This window comes from Nesterenkonia sandarakina (assembly GCF_003003175.1).
In the GTDB taxonomy this organism is placed as follows: Bacteria; Actinomycetota; Actinomycetes; order Actinomycetales; family Micrococcaceae; genus Nesterenkonia; species Nesterenkonia sandarakina_A.
In genome coordinates this window covers 17,109-33,199 of sequence record NZ_PVTY01000008.1, presented here as the reverse complement: position 1 = coordinate 33,199, position 16,091 = coordinate 17,109, and the positions used below count along the sequence as shown (strand labels likewise).

The window sequence follows — 16,091 nt, the reverse complement described above, 5'->3', positions numbered from 1 at the left end:
CACCCTGGCCATCAGCACCCTGGCGCTGAGCTCCTGCGGAGACACCGCCGAAGCCGGCGCCGCCGAAGAGGGATTCCCACCGCCCCGGTCGAAATGGTCATTCCCTACCCGCCGGGCGGCGGTTCCGACGTCCTGTTCCGGCTCATGGCCGAATATGCCGAGGACGAGCTCGGACAGAACATCGTTCCGGTCAACGTCGAGGGCGCCTCGGCCACCGTGGGCTCCCGCCAGGTCAAGGACTCCCAGGCCGACGGCTACACGATCCTGGGCACCCACCAGGTGACCGCCGCCGCGTTCCACACCAACATCGTCGACTACGGCTTTGACGCCTTCGAGCCCATCGCCCTGGGCACCGCGACCCCGCACCTGCCCTCGGTGAGCTCCGACTTCGCCGAAGAGCACGGGATCGAGGATCTCGCGGGCTTCCTCGATCATGTCGAAGCCAACCCGGGCGAGGTGACCTGGGCCTTCACCACCGGCTCCGAGGATCACTACACGATCGCCGCGATCCTCGACGCCGCCGGCATCGACCCCACCTCGCTGAACTACGTGAACTACAACGGCACCGGCCCGCAGTACGCCGCGCTGATCTCCGGTGAGGTCGACGGCATGACCGGCGACTACGCCTCCGGTGAGGGCTACATCGAAGACGGATCCCTGGTCCCGCTCGGCGTCGTCAACGACGAACGGGACCCGCAGCTGCCGGACCTCCCCACCGTCGCGGAGCAGGGCATCGACTTCTCGCTCACCGTGGACCGCGGCTTCCTGGCCCCGGAGGGCACCCCCGCCGAGCACATCGAGGTCCTGCAGGACGCCTTCGAGGCGGCCTTCGAGAATGAGGAGTTCCAGGAGCGCGTCGAGGAGCTCGGGTCCTACCCGAACTTCATGAACTCCGAGGACTACCAGAGCCACATCGACGAGCTGGACTCCTCGATGGAGCAGCTGGCCGACCAGATGCAGGACTTCTGAGCATGAGGTCTCCCGCTCTGCGGAGGTGCCCTCATGGCTGACCGTCTCTTCTGCCTGGCCCTGGTGGTCCTCGCCGGCGCCTTCTGGTCCCAGACCACCGAGCTGCCCGGCCCCACCGGCGGCGCGGCGCTGGTCCGGCCTTCTTCCCACGGGTGATCCTCGGACTGATCTTCGGACTCACCGCGATCCTGCTGGTCCGCAGCTTCGTCGCCGCGGACCAGGCGGTGAGCTTCAAAGGACTGGACACCTTCCTCAAGGTGCACTGGCGGGTGCCCGCGATGGTCGCGATGCTCTCCGTCTACGTGGCGCTCCTGGGACTCGCAGGCTTCGTGCTCAGCTCCATGATCTTCCTGCTCGGCGGATTCGCCCTCTTGATCAGGGAGTACTCCAAGCCGGTCCTCATCGCCAGCCTGGCGCTGGCCACGCTGCTGCCCTTCACCCTCAACTGGGTGTTCGAGAACGTCCTGCGCACAGTGCTGCCGTAGGGGAACAGGACTCACTCACATGATGGAACTAGGTCTGGTCGCGGCCGCCGGCGAGGTCGCCGCGCCACTGACTCTGCTCACGATCCTGATCGGCGTCTTCGTCGGCATCATCGCCGGGGCCATCCCCGGCTTCACCTTCACCATGGCGCTGGTGCTCGCGTTCCCGTTCACCTTCGCCATGGGACCGGTCCAGGGCCTCGCCCTGATGATCGGCATCTATATCGGTGGACTCTCCGGAGGGCTGATCGCTGGAATCCTGCTCGGCATCCCCGGGACCCCGTCCTCGGTGGTGACCATCTATGACGGATACCCCATGGCCAAGGCCGGGGAGCCCGCCCGGGCGCTGGGGATCGGCATCGCCTCCTCGGTGATCGGCACGCTGATCGGGGCCGCCGTGCTGTTTTTGGTGGGACCGATCATCGGGCGCTTCACCCTGAACTTCGGTCCCTGGGAGATCTTCTCGCTGGTGCTCTTCGCACTGACCCTCGTGGCCGGACTCAGCGGCAAACACCTGGTGAAGGGACTGATCGCCGCCTGTCTGGGGCTCTTGATCAGCACGATCGGGGTCGCCCCGGCGGGTCAGATGCGGTTCAACTTCGACAATCCCCAGCTCTCTGGGGGACTCAGCGCGATTCCGGTGTTGATCGGGCTCTTCGCGGTCTCCCAGCTGCTGGTCAACGTGGAAGAGTCCCGGCTGGACACCCGGCCCAGCGGCGGCACCGGGGCGCCGAAAATCCGCGTCCCCTATCGCCAGGTGATGCGCGACATGTGGCACGAGAAGCGCAACGTCCTGCGGTCCTCCATGGTGGGCACGTTCATCGGCACCCTCCCGGCCGCCGGCGCCGAATCGGCGGACTTCATCAGCTACGACCGGGCCAAGAAGGCCGAGAAGCGTGACCCGGAGAACTACGGCAAGGGCCACCCGGGTGGGATCGTCGCCTCCGAGACTTCGAACAACGCCGTGGCCGGCGGTGCGTTCATCCCCACCATCACCCTGGGCATCCCCGGAGACGTGGCGCAGGCCGTGATGATGGGTGCGCTGATCCTGCACGGGATCGCACCCGGCCCGGGGCTCTTCGAGCGTCAACCGGTGCTGGTGAACTCGATCTACCTCTCGATCGTGGTCGCGGCGCTGTGCGTGCTGGTCGTCCAGACCCTGCTGCTGCCGTTCCTGGCTCGCGTCACACTGGTCCCGAAGGCGATCCTGGTGCCGTGCATCCTGGTGCTGACCGCGGTCGGCTCCTTCGCGATGAACAATCGGATCTTCGACATCTGGGTCGTCGTCGCCTTCGGCATCATCGGGTTCCTGCTCGTGAAGCTGAGTGTGCCGCTGGGTCCGATGATCCTGGGGCTGATCCTCGGCGCCACCCTGGAGGAGGAGCTGCTGCGCGCGCTGCAGCTGAGCGACACGCTGAGCACCTTCGTCACCCGACCGATCTCGCTGACCTTCCTGATCCTCGCGGTCGGCTCGATCGGGTTCAGCCTCTACAAGGCTCACCGGGCGCGGAAGACCGCCAGCGCGCCCAGGGAGTCGGTAGCTGTCTAGACCACCACGACCTCAGAGACCTGGGCCGGTTCCGTGACGGGAGCCGGCCCAGGGAGTCTGCCGTGACTACTTCTTCGAGCGGGCGGCCTTCTCCATGGTGATCGCCTTGCGCATGTTCTTCCGGGCGCGGGTGCGGTCCCCGGCGATGTCATACGCGATGGAGAGCCGGAACCAGGAGCGCCAGTCCTCGGGTGCGGCCTCGGCCTCCGCGGCGTAGATCTTGAACTGCTCATCGGCCTGGGCGCGGTTCGCCCGGCCCCCGGCGGAGCGTTCCACGGTGTCCTCGGGCAGGCCGCCCTCGGTCTCGAGCTGACGGCCCAGCTTCTCGGTGCCGATGCCGAAGAGCAGCTCACGGCCCAGCACCCAGGCACCGAGGATCACGATGGCCATCGCGCCGACCCCGATCAGCTGGGCATAGATGTCATCCACGCGCAGGAAGCGCCAGGCGGAGGCCCCGGCGCCGACGAGCATGATGGCGAGCAGGACGATGACCAGTCCGGTCCAGAATTTAGTCTTCACGCGGGCTACAGTCCCAGGTCCAGGTAGCCGTCGAGTCCGTGGGTCAGTCCGGGCCGTGAACCGACGGTGCGCAGGCCCAGCAGCACGCCGGGCATGAAGGAGGCGCGGTCGAAGGAGTCATGCCGGATGGTCAGCTGCTCCCCGGGGGAGCCCAGCAGGACCTCCTGGTGGGCGACGAGTCCGCGCAGCCGGACCGAGTGCACGTGGATCCCGGCCACCTCAGCCCCGCGGGCGCCGTCCAGAGCAGTCTCGGTGGCATCGGGGGAGGGGTCGACGCCGGCCGCATCGCGCGCCTGGCCCATCAGCTCTGCGGTGCGCACCGCGGTTCCAGAGGGGGCGTCGACCTTCTTCGGGTGGTGCAGCTCGATGATCTCGGCTGACTCGAAGTACTGCGCGGCCTTCGCGGCGAAGGCGGTGGCAAGCACCGAGCCCAGGGCGAAGTTCGGGGCGATCAGCACGCCGGCGGAGCTGTGCTCGGCGAGCAGCTGCTCAAGCGCGTGCAGCCTGGCGGTGTCCCAGCCGGTGGTGCCGACCACGGCGTGGAGGCCGTTCTCCACGGCGAAGCGGACGTTGGCCTCGGTGGACTCCGGAACGGTCAGATCCACCACGTGGGTGGCGCCGGCGGAGAGGATCTCGCTGAGCTGGTCGTGCCGGCCCTGTGCGGCGACGAGCTCCATGTCGGGTGCGTCCTGGACGGCTTTCACTGCCTCGGTGCCCATGCGGCCGCCTGCGCCGAGGACGGCGACTCGAATCTGTGCTGTGCTCATCCCCCCAGCCTATCGCCCACCCGGATCCGCCCGAGAGGTGTTGGAAAGTGTTGAACTATGTTTGAATGTGATCGACACGACCATGAGCGGAGAGGGGATCCCATGCTGGCAGCACAGCGTCGCGCCGGGATCGTCTCGATGCTCGACACCGCCGGGGCCGTGAGCGTCAACGAGCTCGCCGGACACTTCGAGGTCTCGGACATGACCATCCGCAGGGACCTCGACAACCTCGCCGCCCAGGGGCTCATCGACAAGGTCCACGGGGGAGCGGTCACCCCGACCAGGACCGGCTCCCACCCTCGACGCACCGAGGAGCCGGGCTTCCAGGCCAAGTCCGCACAGCGCCGCGCCGAGAAGCAGGCCATCGCCGCCGAGGCCGCGGCGCTGGTGCAGCCGGGGATGTCCGTCGGGCTCTCCGCCGGCACCACCACCTGGACGCTGGCCCACCGGCTGCTGGAGATCCCCGAGCTCACTGTGGTCACCAACTCCCCGCGGATCGCTGAGATCTTCCATCGCTCCGCCGAGCCGGCGCCGGCCGGGCACGACGCCGCGCCACGGACCGTGATCCTCACCGGGGGAGTGCGCACGCCCTCCGACGCGCTGGTCGGACCCATCGCGAACCAGGCGCTGCGCTCGCTGCATCTGGACCTGGTGTTCCTCGGAGCCCACGGATTCGCCCTGGACGCCGGGTTGACCACCCCGAACCTCCAGGAGGCCGAGACCAACCGGAGCTGGCTGGACACCGCGCCGCGCGCCGTCGTGCTGGCCGATCACAGCAAATGGAACACCACCGCCCTGGGCACCTTCGCCGAGCTGGCGCAGATCCACGCACTGATCACCGACACCGGGATCGACGCCGCCGCCGCTGCCGCCCTGCGCGAACGGCTGGACTCACTGGTCCTCGCCGAACCCACCGAGACCAGGAGTCCCCGATGACCACGCCCGCCAGCGATTCCCCCCGATCCGCGCCGGAGCCGGGCCTGCCGGCCGCGCAGCGCACCCGCGCCCAGCTCGCCGACGGCCGCGAGATCATCTTCTTCGACGACGAGCCTCGCCGGCGCACCGTCCAGGACCGACGCGAGATCTCCCGACCGGTGGGCGGCAACGAGATGCGCTACGACCCGCTGCTGCGCGAGTGGGTCGCCATCGCGGCCGCCCGGCAGAACCGCACCCACCTGCCCTCCACCGACCAGTGTCCGCTGTGCCCCTCCACGCCCGAGCGCGCCACCGAGGTTCCGCAGGGCCAGTATGACGTCGTCGTCTTCGAGAACCGGTTCCCCTCCTTCCGCGGCGACGTCCCGATCCCGGGAGACCTGCTCAGCACGACGACGGCGGCGCAGGAGTCCGCCGGGCTGCGCCAGCCCGGCTCCGGCCGGTGCGAGGTGGTCTGCTTCACCGATCAGCACACCTCCCAGCTCGGAGCGGTCAGCCTCCGGCGGATGCGCACCGTGGTGGACGCCTGGGCGGACCGCACGGCCGCGATGCTCGCCGAGCCCGGCGTCGAACAGGTGTACTGCTTCGAGAACCGCGGTGAGGAGATCGGGGTGACCCTGAACCACCCGCACGGGCAGATCTACGGCTACCCGTTCATCACCCCGCGCACCCGCACCCTGCTGGACTCCGCCGCGGACTACCGCGCCCGCCGCGACGCCGATGTGTTCAGCGACATCCTGGCCAGCGAGGTGGCCGACGGACGCCGGATCGTCGCGCGCACCGAGCACTGGACCGCCTTCATCCCCGCCTGGGCGCGCTGGCCGGTGGAGCTGCACATCTACCCCCACCGCGCGGTGGAGCGGCTGCCTGAGCTCACCGACGCCGAACGCGATGACTTCTCCGCGCTCTACCTGGACCTGCTGCGCCGCGGCGACCTGCTCTTCGACGCGCCGCTGCCTTACATCTCCGGCTGGCAGCAGGCGCCGGCCTCTGCGGAGCCCGGGCTGATGCGACTGCACCTGCAGCTGTTCTCGATCCGCCGGGCGGAGAACAAGCTGAAATACCTGGCCGGCTCCGAATCCGGGATGGGCGTGTTCATCAACGACATCGCTCCGGAGGAGACGGCACGGCGACTGGTGGCGATCGGGCCGCAGGCGGCAGAATCAGACACGGCACAATCGACGAGCACAACACCTACAGCAACACCCACCGACTCAGAGGAGACACCATGAAGCTGCTGGTCACCGGCGGTGCCGGGTATATCGGATCAGTGGTGGTGCAGCGGCTGCTCGCCGAGGGTCACACCGTGGAGGTCCTGGACAACCTGAGCACCGGCCATGCCGACTCGCTCCTGGAGGGCGCGCGCTGGCACCAGACCGAGCTGCTGAAGGTCGGTGAGATCCTCGACTCCAGCTTCGACGGCGTCATCCACCTCGCCGCCCGCTCCCTCGTGGGGGAGTCGGTGAGCCACCCGGAGCGCTACTGGCACGGCAACATCGTCGCCACCCTCGCCCTGCTCGACGCGATGCGCTCCGCCGGGGTCCGCAGGCTGGTGTTCTCCTCCACCGCCGCGGTCTACGGCGAACCCGCCGGGTCCAGCATCGCCGAATCGGACCCGACCATGCCGACCAACCCCTACGGGGCGTCGAAGCTGGCCATCGATCACATGCTCACCGCCGAGGCGCACGCCCACGGGCTGGCCGCGATCAGCCTGCGCTACTTCAACGTGGCCGGCGCATCCGGGACGCTGCGCGAACGGCACGACCCAGAGACCCACCTGATCCCGAACCTGCTCAAGGTCGCCGCGGGGGAGAAGGAGTCCGCCAGCATCTTCGGCACGGACTACCCCACCGAGGACGGCACGGCGGTGCGCGACTACATCCACGTGCTCGACCTGGCCGAGGCGCACCTGCGCGCCCTCGCCGCCGCCGAGCCCTCGACCCACGAGATCTACAACCTGGGCACCGGCACCGGCACCTCGGTGCGGCAGGTCATCGAGGCCGTCCGCGCGGTCACCGGAGCCGCAGTGCCCGCCGTGGAGGAACCGCGCCGCGCGGGAGACCCGGCGGTGCTGGTCGCCTCCGGAGCCCGCGCGCTGGAGCGGCTCGGCTGGGCCCCGACCCGTCAGGTGCACGAGATGGTCGCCGACGCCTGGTCCGCGCTGGGCCACGAGGTCAAGACCCCGAACTCCGGAGTCACCGCATGAGCGCCGAGCACCTCGCGCTGGCCGAGAAGTTCCAGGCCGGGTACGGCCGTCCCTGCACCGGGATCTGGGCCGCGCCCGGCCGGGTCAACCTGATCGGGGAACACACCGACTACAACGGTGGCTTCGTGCTGCCCTTCGCCCTGCCCCAGGTCAGCCAGGTGGCCGCCGCGGCCCGTGAGGACCGGATGGTCCACGTGCGCTCGCTGCTCAACAGCGAGACCGCGGAGTTCAGCCTGGACGGACTGGCTCCCGGCGTCGTCGAGGGCTGGGCGGCCTATGCCGCCGGGATGCTCTGGTCCCTGGAGCAGGCCGGGCACATGCTCCCCGGATTCGATCTGCTCATCGACTCCACGGTGCCCATCGGTGCGGGACTCTCCTCCTCGGCGGCCCTGGAGTGCTCGGTGGGGCTCGCCGCCACCGAGCTGGCCGGCGTCGTGCTGCCCGCCGCGGAGCTGGCCCGGCTGGCCCAGCACGCGGAGAACGACTTCGTGGGGATGCCCTGCGGGATCATGGACCAGATGGCCTCGGTCGCCGCCGAGGCCGAGCACGCGCTGCTGCTGGACACCCGAAGCATGAGCACCGAACAGGTCCCCTTCACCCTGGTCGAGGACGGCCTCGCGCTGCTGGTCATCGACTCCCTCGCCGAGCACCGGCTGGTCGACGGCGAGTACGCCGCCCGCCGCGCCCAGTGTGAGGCCGGTGCCCGGATGCTGCGGGTGGCGAGCCTGCGCGAGCTCAACGACGACGGCGTCACGCCCGAGGACCTGCCCGCGCGGCTCAGCGACGAGGTCACCCTGCGACGGGTCCGGCACGTGCTCACCGAGAACGCGCGGGTGCTCGCCGCGCGAGAGGCCCTGCGCACCGGCGCCTACGCCCAGCTCGGTGAGATCCTCACCGCCTCCCACGCCTCGCAGCGCGACGACTTCGAGATCACCGTGCCGGAGACCGACACGCTGGTGGAGACCCTGCTCTCGGCTCCGCCCTCGGTCGAGGTGCAGCCCGCGCTGGGCGCGCGCCAGGTCGGCGGCGGGTTCGGCGGCTGCGTGATCGCGCTGATCCACGCCGACTCCTTCGACGGACTGCTCGCCGCGGTCCAGGACAACGCCCGCCGGCACGGATTCACCGAGCCCACCGGGTTCCTGGCGCATCCTTCCGCCGGCGCCCGCCGCCTCGCCTGAGCGGGCTGCCGAGGGGTCAGCGGGCGGGGGTCAGCGACCGGATCAGCGACCGGCGGGTCAGCGGTTAGGTGATCAGCGGCCGGCGGCGGCGTTGCCGGCGGCGTGGGTGAACGCCTCCAACGGTCCGCGGCGGCGCAGCACGAAGCGCAGCAGCCCCGCACCGAGCGCGCCGACGATCAGGATCAGCGTCATCTGCATCGGCGAATACTCGGTGAGGAAGGTCAGGAAGTCCGGCACCGGGGTGCCGCGCCAGAAGTGGAGCACCACCAGGTGGGCCACGTAGAGGGTCAGCGGCATCGCGCCCGCCCCGATCAGCGGAGCCAGCACCCAGCGCAGCTTCTCCGCGATCAGCAGGCACAGTCCCAGCACCAGCATCGACGTGCCGATCGTGTGGATCAGATCCATCGTCGAGCCCTGATGCGGCGTCGCCAGCAGGAACCAGAGGTCCTCGGTGACCAGCGGGACCTGGAAGGTCCCGACCATCAGCTCGGCACGCATCTCGGCGTTGGACCAGCCGTAGCGGGCGGCCAGCTCAGGCACCAGCGGGGACTGCCAGAGCATCCACAGGTGCACCCCGTAGCTCACCGCTGCCAGTCCGAGTCCGACGCCGGCCAGCTTCAATGCCGTGGCCGTGCGCTGCAGCTGCAGCCGACCGATGGCCATCCCGGTGAAGAGGTACGCCGGCCAGAGCAGCAACGGGTAATACCCGGTCAGCGCGAGATCCATGCCGAGCAAGGATGGGGTGAAGAGGTCCGCGACACCGGGGGAGTGCCACAGCCGCCACATGTCAGGGAAACCCTCCCAGGAGCTGCGCAGATCATTGTGCAGCCACCAGTACGCCACGGGCGTCGCGGCGACCCACGCGCCGGCCAGCGCGAACAGCGGCACCGCGCCCAGACTCAGGAAGGGCAGCGCCAGCAGGAAGAGCAGCCCGTAGTGCACCAGGATGATCGCCACCCCGGAGTTTAAGGAGGCGATGACGAGACCGATCAGCACCACGATCACCGCGCGCATCGCGATCGCCTTGCGGTCACCAGCGAGCTGCGCGCCGGAATGGCCCCGACCGGCACCACCGCTGAGCAGCGAGAGTCCCACGCCGGCCAGCATCGCGAACAATGCCGAGGGCCGGCCGGTGAACAGCAGTCCGGCCCAGCTGGCGTCCTGACCCGACTCAGAGATCGTGGGCAGCACGTGGACGGTCATCATGCCCAGAAGTGCGAGGCCGCGAGCAGCGTCGACTCCGGAGATGCGCCGGGTACGGACGGAGGTGGTGCCGGCTGTGTTCACAGCACGTACGTTACTGCCTCCGCGGTGCCCGCCGAGGCGAAGACTCCTCGTGGGAGCGCCTCAGACTCCCGCAGCGGGCGTCGAGGAGTCCTGACACGGGCTCGCGAGAAAAAAGTTCCGCACCCGGTGCAACCTTTTTGACGCTCCGACGGTAGTTCTGTTGTGAGCACAAAAAGTGATCACCATCACTGCCTTCAGGCACCCTGAAAGGACATCGCCATGCGCAAGTCACTTCCACTCGCCACCACCGCTCTGGTCGGTATGGCCATCGCCGCCTCTGCGGCCCCCGCCTACGCCGACGAGCACGATGCCTCGGCCCACCTCTCCGTGCTGCATGCCGTGCCGGATCTCCCCGTGGACGTCTACGTCAACGGCGAGCTGACTCTCGATGACTTCAACCCGGGTGACCTGGCCGGTCCGCTCGAGCTGCCAGGCGGTGACTACTCGGTGGCCATCACCGCCGCCGACGCCGCAGATGATTCAGATCCGGTGCTCGGTCCGGTCGATGTCTCCCTCGAGGCTGGCGGCAACTACACCGCAGCCGCTCACCTGGACGCTGACGGAAACCCGACCGTGACCCCGTTCGTGAACGACACCTCGGAGCTGGCAGCCGGTGAGGGTCGCCTGACCGTGCGCCACGTCGCCGCCGCGCCCGAGGTCGACATCTGGGCCAACGGCGAGGTCGCCGTCGAGGCGCTGGCCAACCCGGATGAGGCATCCTTGGATCTGCCCGCCGGCACGCTGGAGGCCGCAGTGTCGCTGACCGGTGAGTCTGATCCGGTCCTCGGCCCGGCCGACGTCGACGTCGCCGAGGGCGTCAACACGATCGTCTACGCCTGGGGCTCCGCGGAGGACGGCAACCTGGCCCTGGCCACCCAGACCGTCGACGCGCACCACTCGGCGCCGGACGGTGTGCCCACCGGCAACTTCGAAGTCGCGGCTGGCCAGTCCACCGCCGGCTGGGTCGCCGGCATCGGCGTGCTGGCCCTGATGGGGGTCGGCGCCGTGGCCATGGGCGCTCGCGCCAAGAGCCGCGCCTGAGATGAACAACCACCGTCGTCGCCGGCCGGCGGGTCACTCCCTCGGCCTGGCCCTCGTGCTCACCGCTTCTCTGGCCGCAACAGGGTGCGCCATGGGATCTGTGGAGAGCTCCGAGGGTCCGGCGGCGACGGTCTCGGCCTCCGGAGAACCCCAGGAGCCTTCGGCGTCATCCCCTTCGCCGGAGGCCCCTGGATCTCCGGAGGCCGCCCCCTCCGCGCTGAGCCCGGGGTCCGTGCCGGTGCAGTCCGCCGATCAGGGGCAACGGGAGCCCACCCCTGAGCCGGTCCAGGTGCTCTATCCGGAGATCGATGCGGATATCCCGGTCGAGCCGCGCGGCGTCGCCAGTGATGGTCAGATGGACATCCCCGACGACGCCGCGCAGGCTGCCTGGTATGAATACGGCAAGGCGCCGGCCGATGAGGTCGGCACCACGGTCATCTCGGCCCATGCCGGGTCTGTGGAGACCCCGGTCGGTCCCCTTTACGCCTTGAAAGACTCCCGCCCCGGCGAGGAGGTGACCGTCCTTGACGAAGCCGGTGCTGCCCACCACTATGAAGTCACACAGGTGGAACAGCTCGGCAAGGACGGTCTGGACTTCGCTCCGTATTTCGAGCGGACCGGTCAGCACCGTCTCGTGCTGATCACCTGCGGGGGTCAGTGGATCGATGAACGCGGCAGCTATGCGGACAACGTCATCGTGGTCGCCGAGCCCCTCGACTGAGCAGGCGACGCCCCTGGTCTCGCCGACCCTGACCCTGCCCCCCGACCGAGGAGACGCTCTGGATCAGCAGCACCTTGCGATGCGCTTCGCGGCCGGGGAGCCCGCAGCGATGCAGGACCTCTACCGGCAGCATTCGGCATTCGTGTTCTCCCTGTGCATGGCCGCGCTTCGGCATCGGCAGGATGCCGAAGACGCCACCCAGCAGGTGTTCACGCGTGCCTGGCGCTCGCGGGACACCTATGACGTCACCCAGCCCACCGGCGCCTGGCTCACCGGGATCACCCGCCGGGTGATCGCGGACGTCTTCGCCCGACGCGAACGAGACCACCAGGCCGCCGAAGCCGGCGCCGACGCTGCCGCGCGCAACGGTTCGCCGCAGCCCACCGACGCCGTGGTCGACCGGGTGGTGGTCCAACAGAGCCTGAATCAGCTGGGACCACCGCAGGATGAGATAATTCGCCTGGCCTACACCGAGGACCTTCCGCTCCGCACCATCGCGGAACGCCTGGAGATGCCGCTCGGCACCGTGAAATCCCATGTCCACCGGGGCTTGGCACGCATGAGACAGAGTCTGGAGGTGCACAGTGACTGAACAGCCTTCACCACGCGACGGCTTCGCCGCCAATGGGCACCTGACAGACGAGCACCTCGCCATCCTCGCGGACCCTCGACTCTCCGCGCCGGGTGGTGCCGACGCCGATCCTGCCGACGCCGATCCTGCCCACCCCGAGATCGCCACTGATCCACTGGGAACCGCCCAGCGTGAGCACCTCGCGCTCTGCGCCCCCTGCCGCGCGGCCTTCGAAGCCACCGAGCGCGCCCTTCAGGCCCTGCGAGATCCTGCCGAGATCCTCGAGCCACCCGCGGAGCTCTGGGACCGGATCGCCGCCGAGATCGCCGCGTCCCCCGACCAGGCCCCCGATCAGACCCGAGATCAGACATCCGAGCGTCGCCGCGGCGAGGCAACGGTCACATCGCTGAACCCTCAGGACCGCCGCCGGGACCGCCGCCGGGACCGCCGCAGCGACTCGCGACGGGGGAGCACCCATGGCCAGCAACGTTCGCGCAGTCGGCTCTGGATCCCGCTCGCGGCGGCCGCCGCCGGCGCGGTGCTGGGCGGCGCTGCGGTTGCGGCCCTGCTGGGCCAGGAGGACGCAACCCAGGCCGAGCCTCCGGTCGCGGAGCCCACGGTGCTCGGCGACGCCACCCTGGAACCGGTGGCGGCCGAGGACTTCACCGGCCGCGCCGAGATGATCGAGACCGAGGCGGGCGATCTGGAGCTGACCATCGAGATCTCGGCCGCCCCGGATCCGGAGGCCGGCTACTTCGAGGTGTGGCTGCGGGACGAAGACGGCACCCAGCTGATCTCGCTCGGCGCCGCCACCGCCGGGTCCACCACCTTGACCGTCCCTGCGGGCATCGACCTGAGCCAGTACCCGGTGGTCGACGTCTCGCACGAACACTTCGACGGCGACCCCAGCCACAGCGGCACCACCCTGGCCGCGGGTCCGATGCAGGACCTCGAGAGCTGACCCTGCCGCGGGGTCCCGGCCAGGTCCGGCTCGGGTTCCCGCCCGTCGCTGGCCCGGCGGAGGGGCCCAGGCGGTAGGCTGTTGCCCATGGCAAGCGACAACGAGCCCACACACGAATTCGATCCGCACCTCACGGAGGGGCAGGTCCAGCACCCGGATCAGACCGACCCGTACTTCGGGCATCTGATCACGGCGATGGTGACCCCGTTCACCCCGGATGACAAGATCGACTTCGACGCCTTCGAGGCACTCGCCGTGCGTCTCGTCGAGGAGGGCAACGACTCCCTGGTGGTCTCGGGCACCACCGGTGAGACCTCCACGCTGGAGGACCACGAGAAGGAATCTCTGGTCCGCGCCGCCAAGTCCGCCGTCGGGGACCGGGCCAAGGTCATCGCCGGCACCGCCACCAACCACACCGACCACGACCTGCTCATGGCCAAGCGCGCCGAGCGGGCCGGAGCCGACGGTCAGCTGGTGGTCACCCCGTATTACAACAAGCCCAGCCAGGACGGCGTGTTCGCGCACTTCACCGCGGTGGCCAATGCCGCGGACCTGCCGCTGATGGTCTACGACATCCCCGGCCGCACCGGCATCCCGATCGCCACCGAGACGATCCTGAAGCTTGCCGAGCACCCGCACATCATGTCGCTCAAGGATGCGAAGAACGACATCACCGCCACCACCGAGGTGCTCACCAAGACCGACCTCGAGGTCTACTCCGGTGATGACCAGAACGTGCTCGCCTGGATGGCCATGGGCGCCGCCGGCGTCGTCTCGGTCACCGCCCACGTGGCATCCCCGACCTTCCGCCGGATGATCGACGCGGTGCTCAACTACGAGCTGCGCGAGGCCCGCATCGCCCACGGCGAGCTCGGCCCCGTCATCCGCGCCATGATGACCCGCGTCCAGGGCGCGGTCTCCTGCAAGCAGGTGCTCAACTGGCTCGGCACCGGCATGCATCCCGGCGTCCGCCTGCCCCTGGTCCAGGCCAACGAACTCGAGAAACAGCTGATCATCGCCGACCTGCGCGAGGCAGGCTGGCAGCTCTGAGCGAGGCGTCCGCACCGGACGCCGCGCCAGGGCAGACATCGCAACCACAACATAATGGAGGTCCCCACCGGGATCTCTCGAGGAGGAAACTCACCTTGGCAGCACAGCGCCTCATCACTCCACCAAAACTCCGCCGCGGCACTCTGCGCACCGTCGCCCTGGGCGGCCTGGGGGAGGTCGGGCGCAACATGACGGTCTTCGAGATCGGCGGCAAGCTGCTGATCGTCGACTGCGGCGTCCTCTTCCCCGAAGAGGAACAGCCCGGCGTGGACCTGATCCTTCCTGACTTCAGCTATATCGAGAACCGGCTCGACGACGTCGTCGGCCTGGTCCTCACCCACGGTCACGAGGACCACATCGGCGCCGTCCCGTACCTGTTGCGCAAGAAGCCCGACATCCCCCTGATCGGTTCCACGCTGACCCTGGCCTTCATCGAGGCCAAGCTCGCCGAGCACCGGATCAAGCCCTACACCCTGGAGGTCCAAGAGGGCGACGTCGAGGACTTCGGTCCCTTCCAGTGCGAGTTCGTCGCGGTCAACCACTCCATCCCGGACGCGCTGGCAGTGTTCATCCGCACCGAGGCCGGCACCGTGCTGCACACCGGCGACTTCAAGATGGACCAGCTCCCCCTGGACGGCCGGATCACCGACCTGCGCCACTTCGCCAAGCTCGGCGAAGAGGGCGTGGACCTGTTCCTCACCGACTCCACCAATGCCGACGTCCCCGGCTTCACCACCCCGGAGAAGGAGATCGGCCCGACCCTGGACCAGCTCTTCGGCACCTCCAACCGGCGGATCATCGTCGCGTCCTTCTCCTCCCACGTGCACCGCGTGCAGCAGGTGCTCAACGCGGCCCACGCGCACAACCGCAAGGTGGCCTTCGTCGGCCGCTCAATGGTGCGCAACATGGGCATCGCCTCGAAGCTGGGCTTCCTCGACGTTCCCGAGGGCATCCTGGTGGACATGAAGAAGGTGGACAACTACCCCGACTCCGAGGTGGTCCTGATGTCCACCGGTTCCCAGGGCGAGCCGATGGCCGCGCTCTCGCGGATGGCCAACGGCGACCACCCGATCCAGGTGGGCGAGGGCGACACCGTCATCCTGGCCTCCTCGCTGATCCCGGGCAACGAGAACGCGGTCTTCCGCGTGATCAACGGTCTGCTCAAGCTCGGCACCGACGTGATCCACAAGGGCACCGCGAAGGTCCACGTCTCCGGACACGCCTCCGCCGGTGAGCTGCTCTACTGCTACAACATCGTCGAGCCCAAGAACGTGATGCCGGTCCACGGCGAGACCCGCCACCTGATCGCCAACGGCAAGCTCGCCGAGGAGACCGGGGTCCCCAGCGACCGCGTCATCCTGGCCGACGACGGCACCGTGGTCGATCTGCACAACGGCGTCGCGCAGATCGTGGGCCAGGTCGAGTGCGGCTACGTCTACGTGGACGGCTCCTCCATCGGTGAGATCACCGACAACGACCTCAAGGACCGCCGCGTGCTGGGCGAAGAGGGCTTCATCTCCGTGGTCGTGGTGGTCAACCGGCAGACCGGCAAGATCATCTCCGGACCCGACATCCATGCCCGCGGCGTCGCCGAGGAGGATCAGGTCTTCAAGGACATCAAGCCGAAGATCTCCCGCGCGCTGACCGAGGCGATCCAGGACAACAAGGAGCACACCACGCATCAGCTGCAGCAGATCGTGCGCCGCACCATGGGCTCCTGGGTGGCGCGCAAGCTGCGCCGCAAGCCGATGATCGTCCCGGTGGTCGTCGAGACCTGATCCCGGCCGGAACACCGTCACACCGCTGGGCCTCGCATCGCGCGGGGCCCAGCGGCGTATCCGGCACCCGCTGGACCAC

At 69.1% G+C, this 16,091-nt stretch carries 17 protein-coding genes; 14 read left to right on the top strand and 3 right to left on the bottom strand.

Translation table 11 applies throughout. From position 1 onward, the window contains the following. Nucleotides 1-93 precede the first annotated feature (93 nt). Genes BCL67_RS07745 through BCL67_RS07735 form a run of 4 tightly spaced genes read left to right on the top strand, consistent with a single transcriptional unit; the run spans nucleotide 94 to nucleotide 3,000 of the window. Nucleotides 94-969, top strand: coding sequence for a Bug family tripartite tricarboxylate transporter substrate binding protein (locus BCL67_RS07745; protein WP_106122878.1), 876 nt, complete (start codon nucleotides 94-96; stop codon nucleotides 967-969). A 33-nt stretch (nucleotides 970-1,002) separates the two neighbouring features. Further along, nucleotides 1,003-1,125 carry a hypothetical protein gene (locus BCL67_RS15800; RefSeq protein ID WP_258174880.1) on the top strand — a complete coding sequence of 41 codons (123 nt, stop codon included), beginning with the start codon at nucleotides 1,003-1,005 and terminating at the stop codon, nucleotides 1,123-1,125. After that, complete coding sequence (locus tag BCL67_RS07740) at nucleotides 1,122-1,454, top strand: tripartite tricarboxylate transporter TctB family protein (protein WP_181255929.1); 333 nt, start codon at nucleotides 1,122-1,124, stop codon at nucleotides 1,452-1,454. The genes BCL67_RS15800 and BCL67_RS07740 overlap by 4 nt, the downstream gene beginning before the upstream one ends. 19 nt (nucleotides 1,455-1,473) lie before the next feature. Beyond that, nucleotides 1,474-3,000, top strand: a complete 1,527-nt coding sequence (locus BCL67_RS07735; protein ID WP_219886451.1) for a tripartite tricarboxylate transporter permease — start codon at nucleotides 1,474-1,476, stop codon at nucleotides 2,998-3,000. Between the two features lie 66 nt (nucleotides 3,001-3,066). Here BCL67_RS07735 and BCL67_RS07730 read toward each other — a convergent pair whose 3' ends face one another. Together BCL67_RS07730 and dapB are read right to left on the bottom strand one after the other, a co-directional pair. Next, a complete protein-coding gene (locus BCL67_RS07730) occupies nucleotides 3,067-3,519 on the bottom strand; it encodes a hypothetical protein (protein WP_106122876.1) in 453 nt (150 codons plus the stop codon). Between the two features lie 5 nt (nucleotides 3,520-3,524). Beyond that, the gene (dapB, locus tag BCL67_RS07725; protein ID WP_106122875.1) at nucleotides 3,525-4,286 is read right to left on the bottom strand and encodes a 4-hydroxy-tetrahydrodipicolinate reductase; all 762 of its coding nucleotides are present in this window, start codon (nucleotides 4,284-4,286) and stop codon (nucleotides 3,525-3,527) included. Between the two features lie 102 nt (nucleotides 4,287-4,388). On the opposite strand from dapB, the gene BCL67_RS07720 reads away from it, so the two are divergent. From BCL67_RS07720 to galK, 4 genes are read left to right on the top strand one after another with little or no spacing between them, the layout of a single operon-like run. Next, complete coding sequence (locus BCL67_RS07720) at nucleotides 4,389-5,222, top strand: DeoR/GlpR family DNA-binding transcription regulator (RefSeq protein WP_106122874.1); 834 nt, start codon at nucleotides 4,389-4,391, stop codon at nucleotides 5,220-5,222. Continuing rightward, a complete protein-coding gene (galT, locus tag BCL67_RS07715; protein ID WP_106122873.1) occupies nucleotides 5,219-6,451 on the top strand; it encodes a galactose-1-phosphate uridylyltransferase in 1,233 nt (410 codons plus the stop codon). Before BCL67_RS07720 ends, galT begins: the two co-directional genes overlap by 4 nt. After that, a complete protein-coding gene (galE, locus tag BCL67_RS07710) occupies nucleotides 6,448-7,425 on the top strand; it encodes a UDP-glucose 4-epimerase GalE (protein WP_106122872.1) in 978 nt (325 codons plus the stop codon). Before galT ends, galE begins: the two co-directional genes overlap by 4 nt. Beyond that, entirely contained in the window at nucleotides 7,422-8,603 is a 1,182-nt protein-coding gene (galK, locus tag BCL67_RS07705) for a galactokinase (RefSeq protein ID WP_106122871.1), read from the top strand. The genes galE and galK overlap by 4 nt, the downstream gene beginning before the upstream one ends. Before the next feature lie 72 nt (nucleotides 8,604-8,675). Here the strand turns inward: galK and BCL67_RS07700 are convergent, their stop codons facing one another. Beyond that, entirely contained in the window at nucleotides 8,676-9,890 is a 1,215-nt protein-coding gene (locus BCL67_RS07700; protein ID WP_106122870.1) for a heparan-alpha-glucosaminide N-acetyltransferase domain-containing protein, read from the bottom strand. Nucleotides 9,891-10,109: 219 nt separating this feature from the next. Here BCL67_RS07700 and BCL67_RS07695 point away from each other — a divergent pair, with 219 nt between their 5' ends. The 6 genes from BCL67_RS07695 to BCL67_RS07670 all read left to right on the top strand — a co-directional run bounded on the left by BCL67_RS07695 (nucleotide 10,110) and on the right by BCL67_RS07670 (nucleotide 16,012). Further along, complete coding sequence (locus BCL67_RS07695) at nucleotides 10,110-10,931, top strand: DUF4397 domain-containing protein (protein WP_106122869.1); 822 nt, start codon at nucleotides 10,110-10,112, stop codon at nucleotides 10,929-10,931. Nucleotide 10,932: 1 nt separating this feature from the next. Beyond that, nucleotides 10,933-11,652, top strand: a complete 720-nt coding sequence (locus BCL67_RS07690; RefSeq protein ID WP_106122868.1) for a sortase domain-containing protein — start codon at nucleotides 10,933-10,935, stop codon at nucleotides 11,650-11,652. Further along, nucleotides 11,597-12,244 (top strand): RNA polymerase sigma factor, encoded by a 648-nt coding sequence (locus BCL67_RS07685; RefSeq protein ID WP_258174879.1) that lies wholly within the window; start codon nucleotides 11,597-11,599, stop codon nucleotides 12,242-12,244. The genes BCL67_RS07690 and BCL67_RS07685 overlap by 56 nt, the downstream gene beginning before the upstream one ends. Continuing rightward, a complete protein-coding gene (locus tag BCL67_RS07680; RefSeq protein ID WP_106122867.1) occupies nucleotides 12,237-13,184 on the top strand; it encodes an anti-sigma factor in 948 nt (315 codons plus the stop codon). The genes BCL67_RS07685 and BCL67_RS07680 overlap by 8 nt, the downstream gene beginning before the upstream one ends. Before the next feature lie 87 nt (nucleotides 13,185-13,271). Beyond that, a complete protein-coding gene (gene dapA / locus BCL67_RS07675) occupies nucleotides 13,272-14,234 on the top strand; it encodes a 4-hydroxy-tetrahydrodipicolinate synthase (RefSeq protein WP_106122866.1) in 963 nt (320 codons plus the stop codon). A gap of 95 nt (nucleotides 14,235-14,329) precedes the next feature. Further along, on the top strand, nucleotides 14,330-16,012 hold the full coding sequence (locus BCL67_RS07670) for a ribonuclease J (RefSeq protein ID WP_106122865.1): 1,683 nt from the start codon (nucleotides 14,330-14,332) through the stop codon (nucleotides 16,010-16,012). Nucleotides 16,013-16,091: the final 79 nt, after the last annotated feature.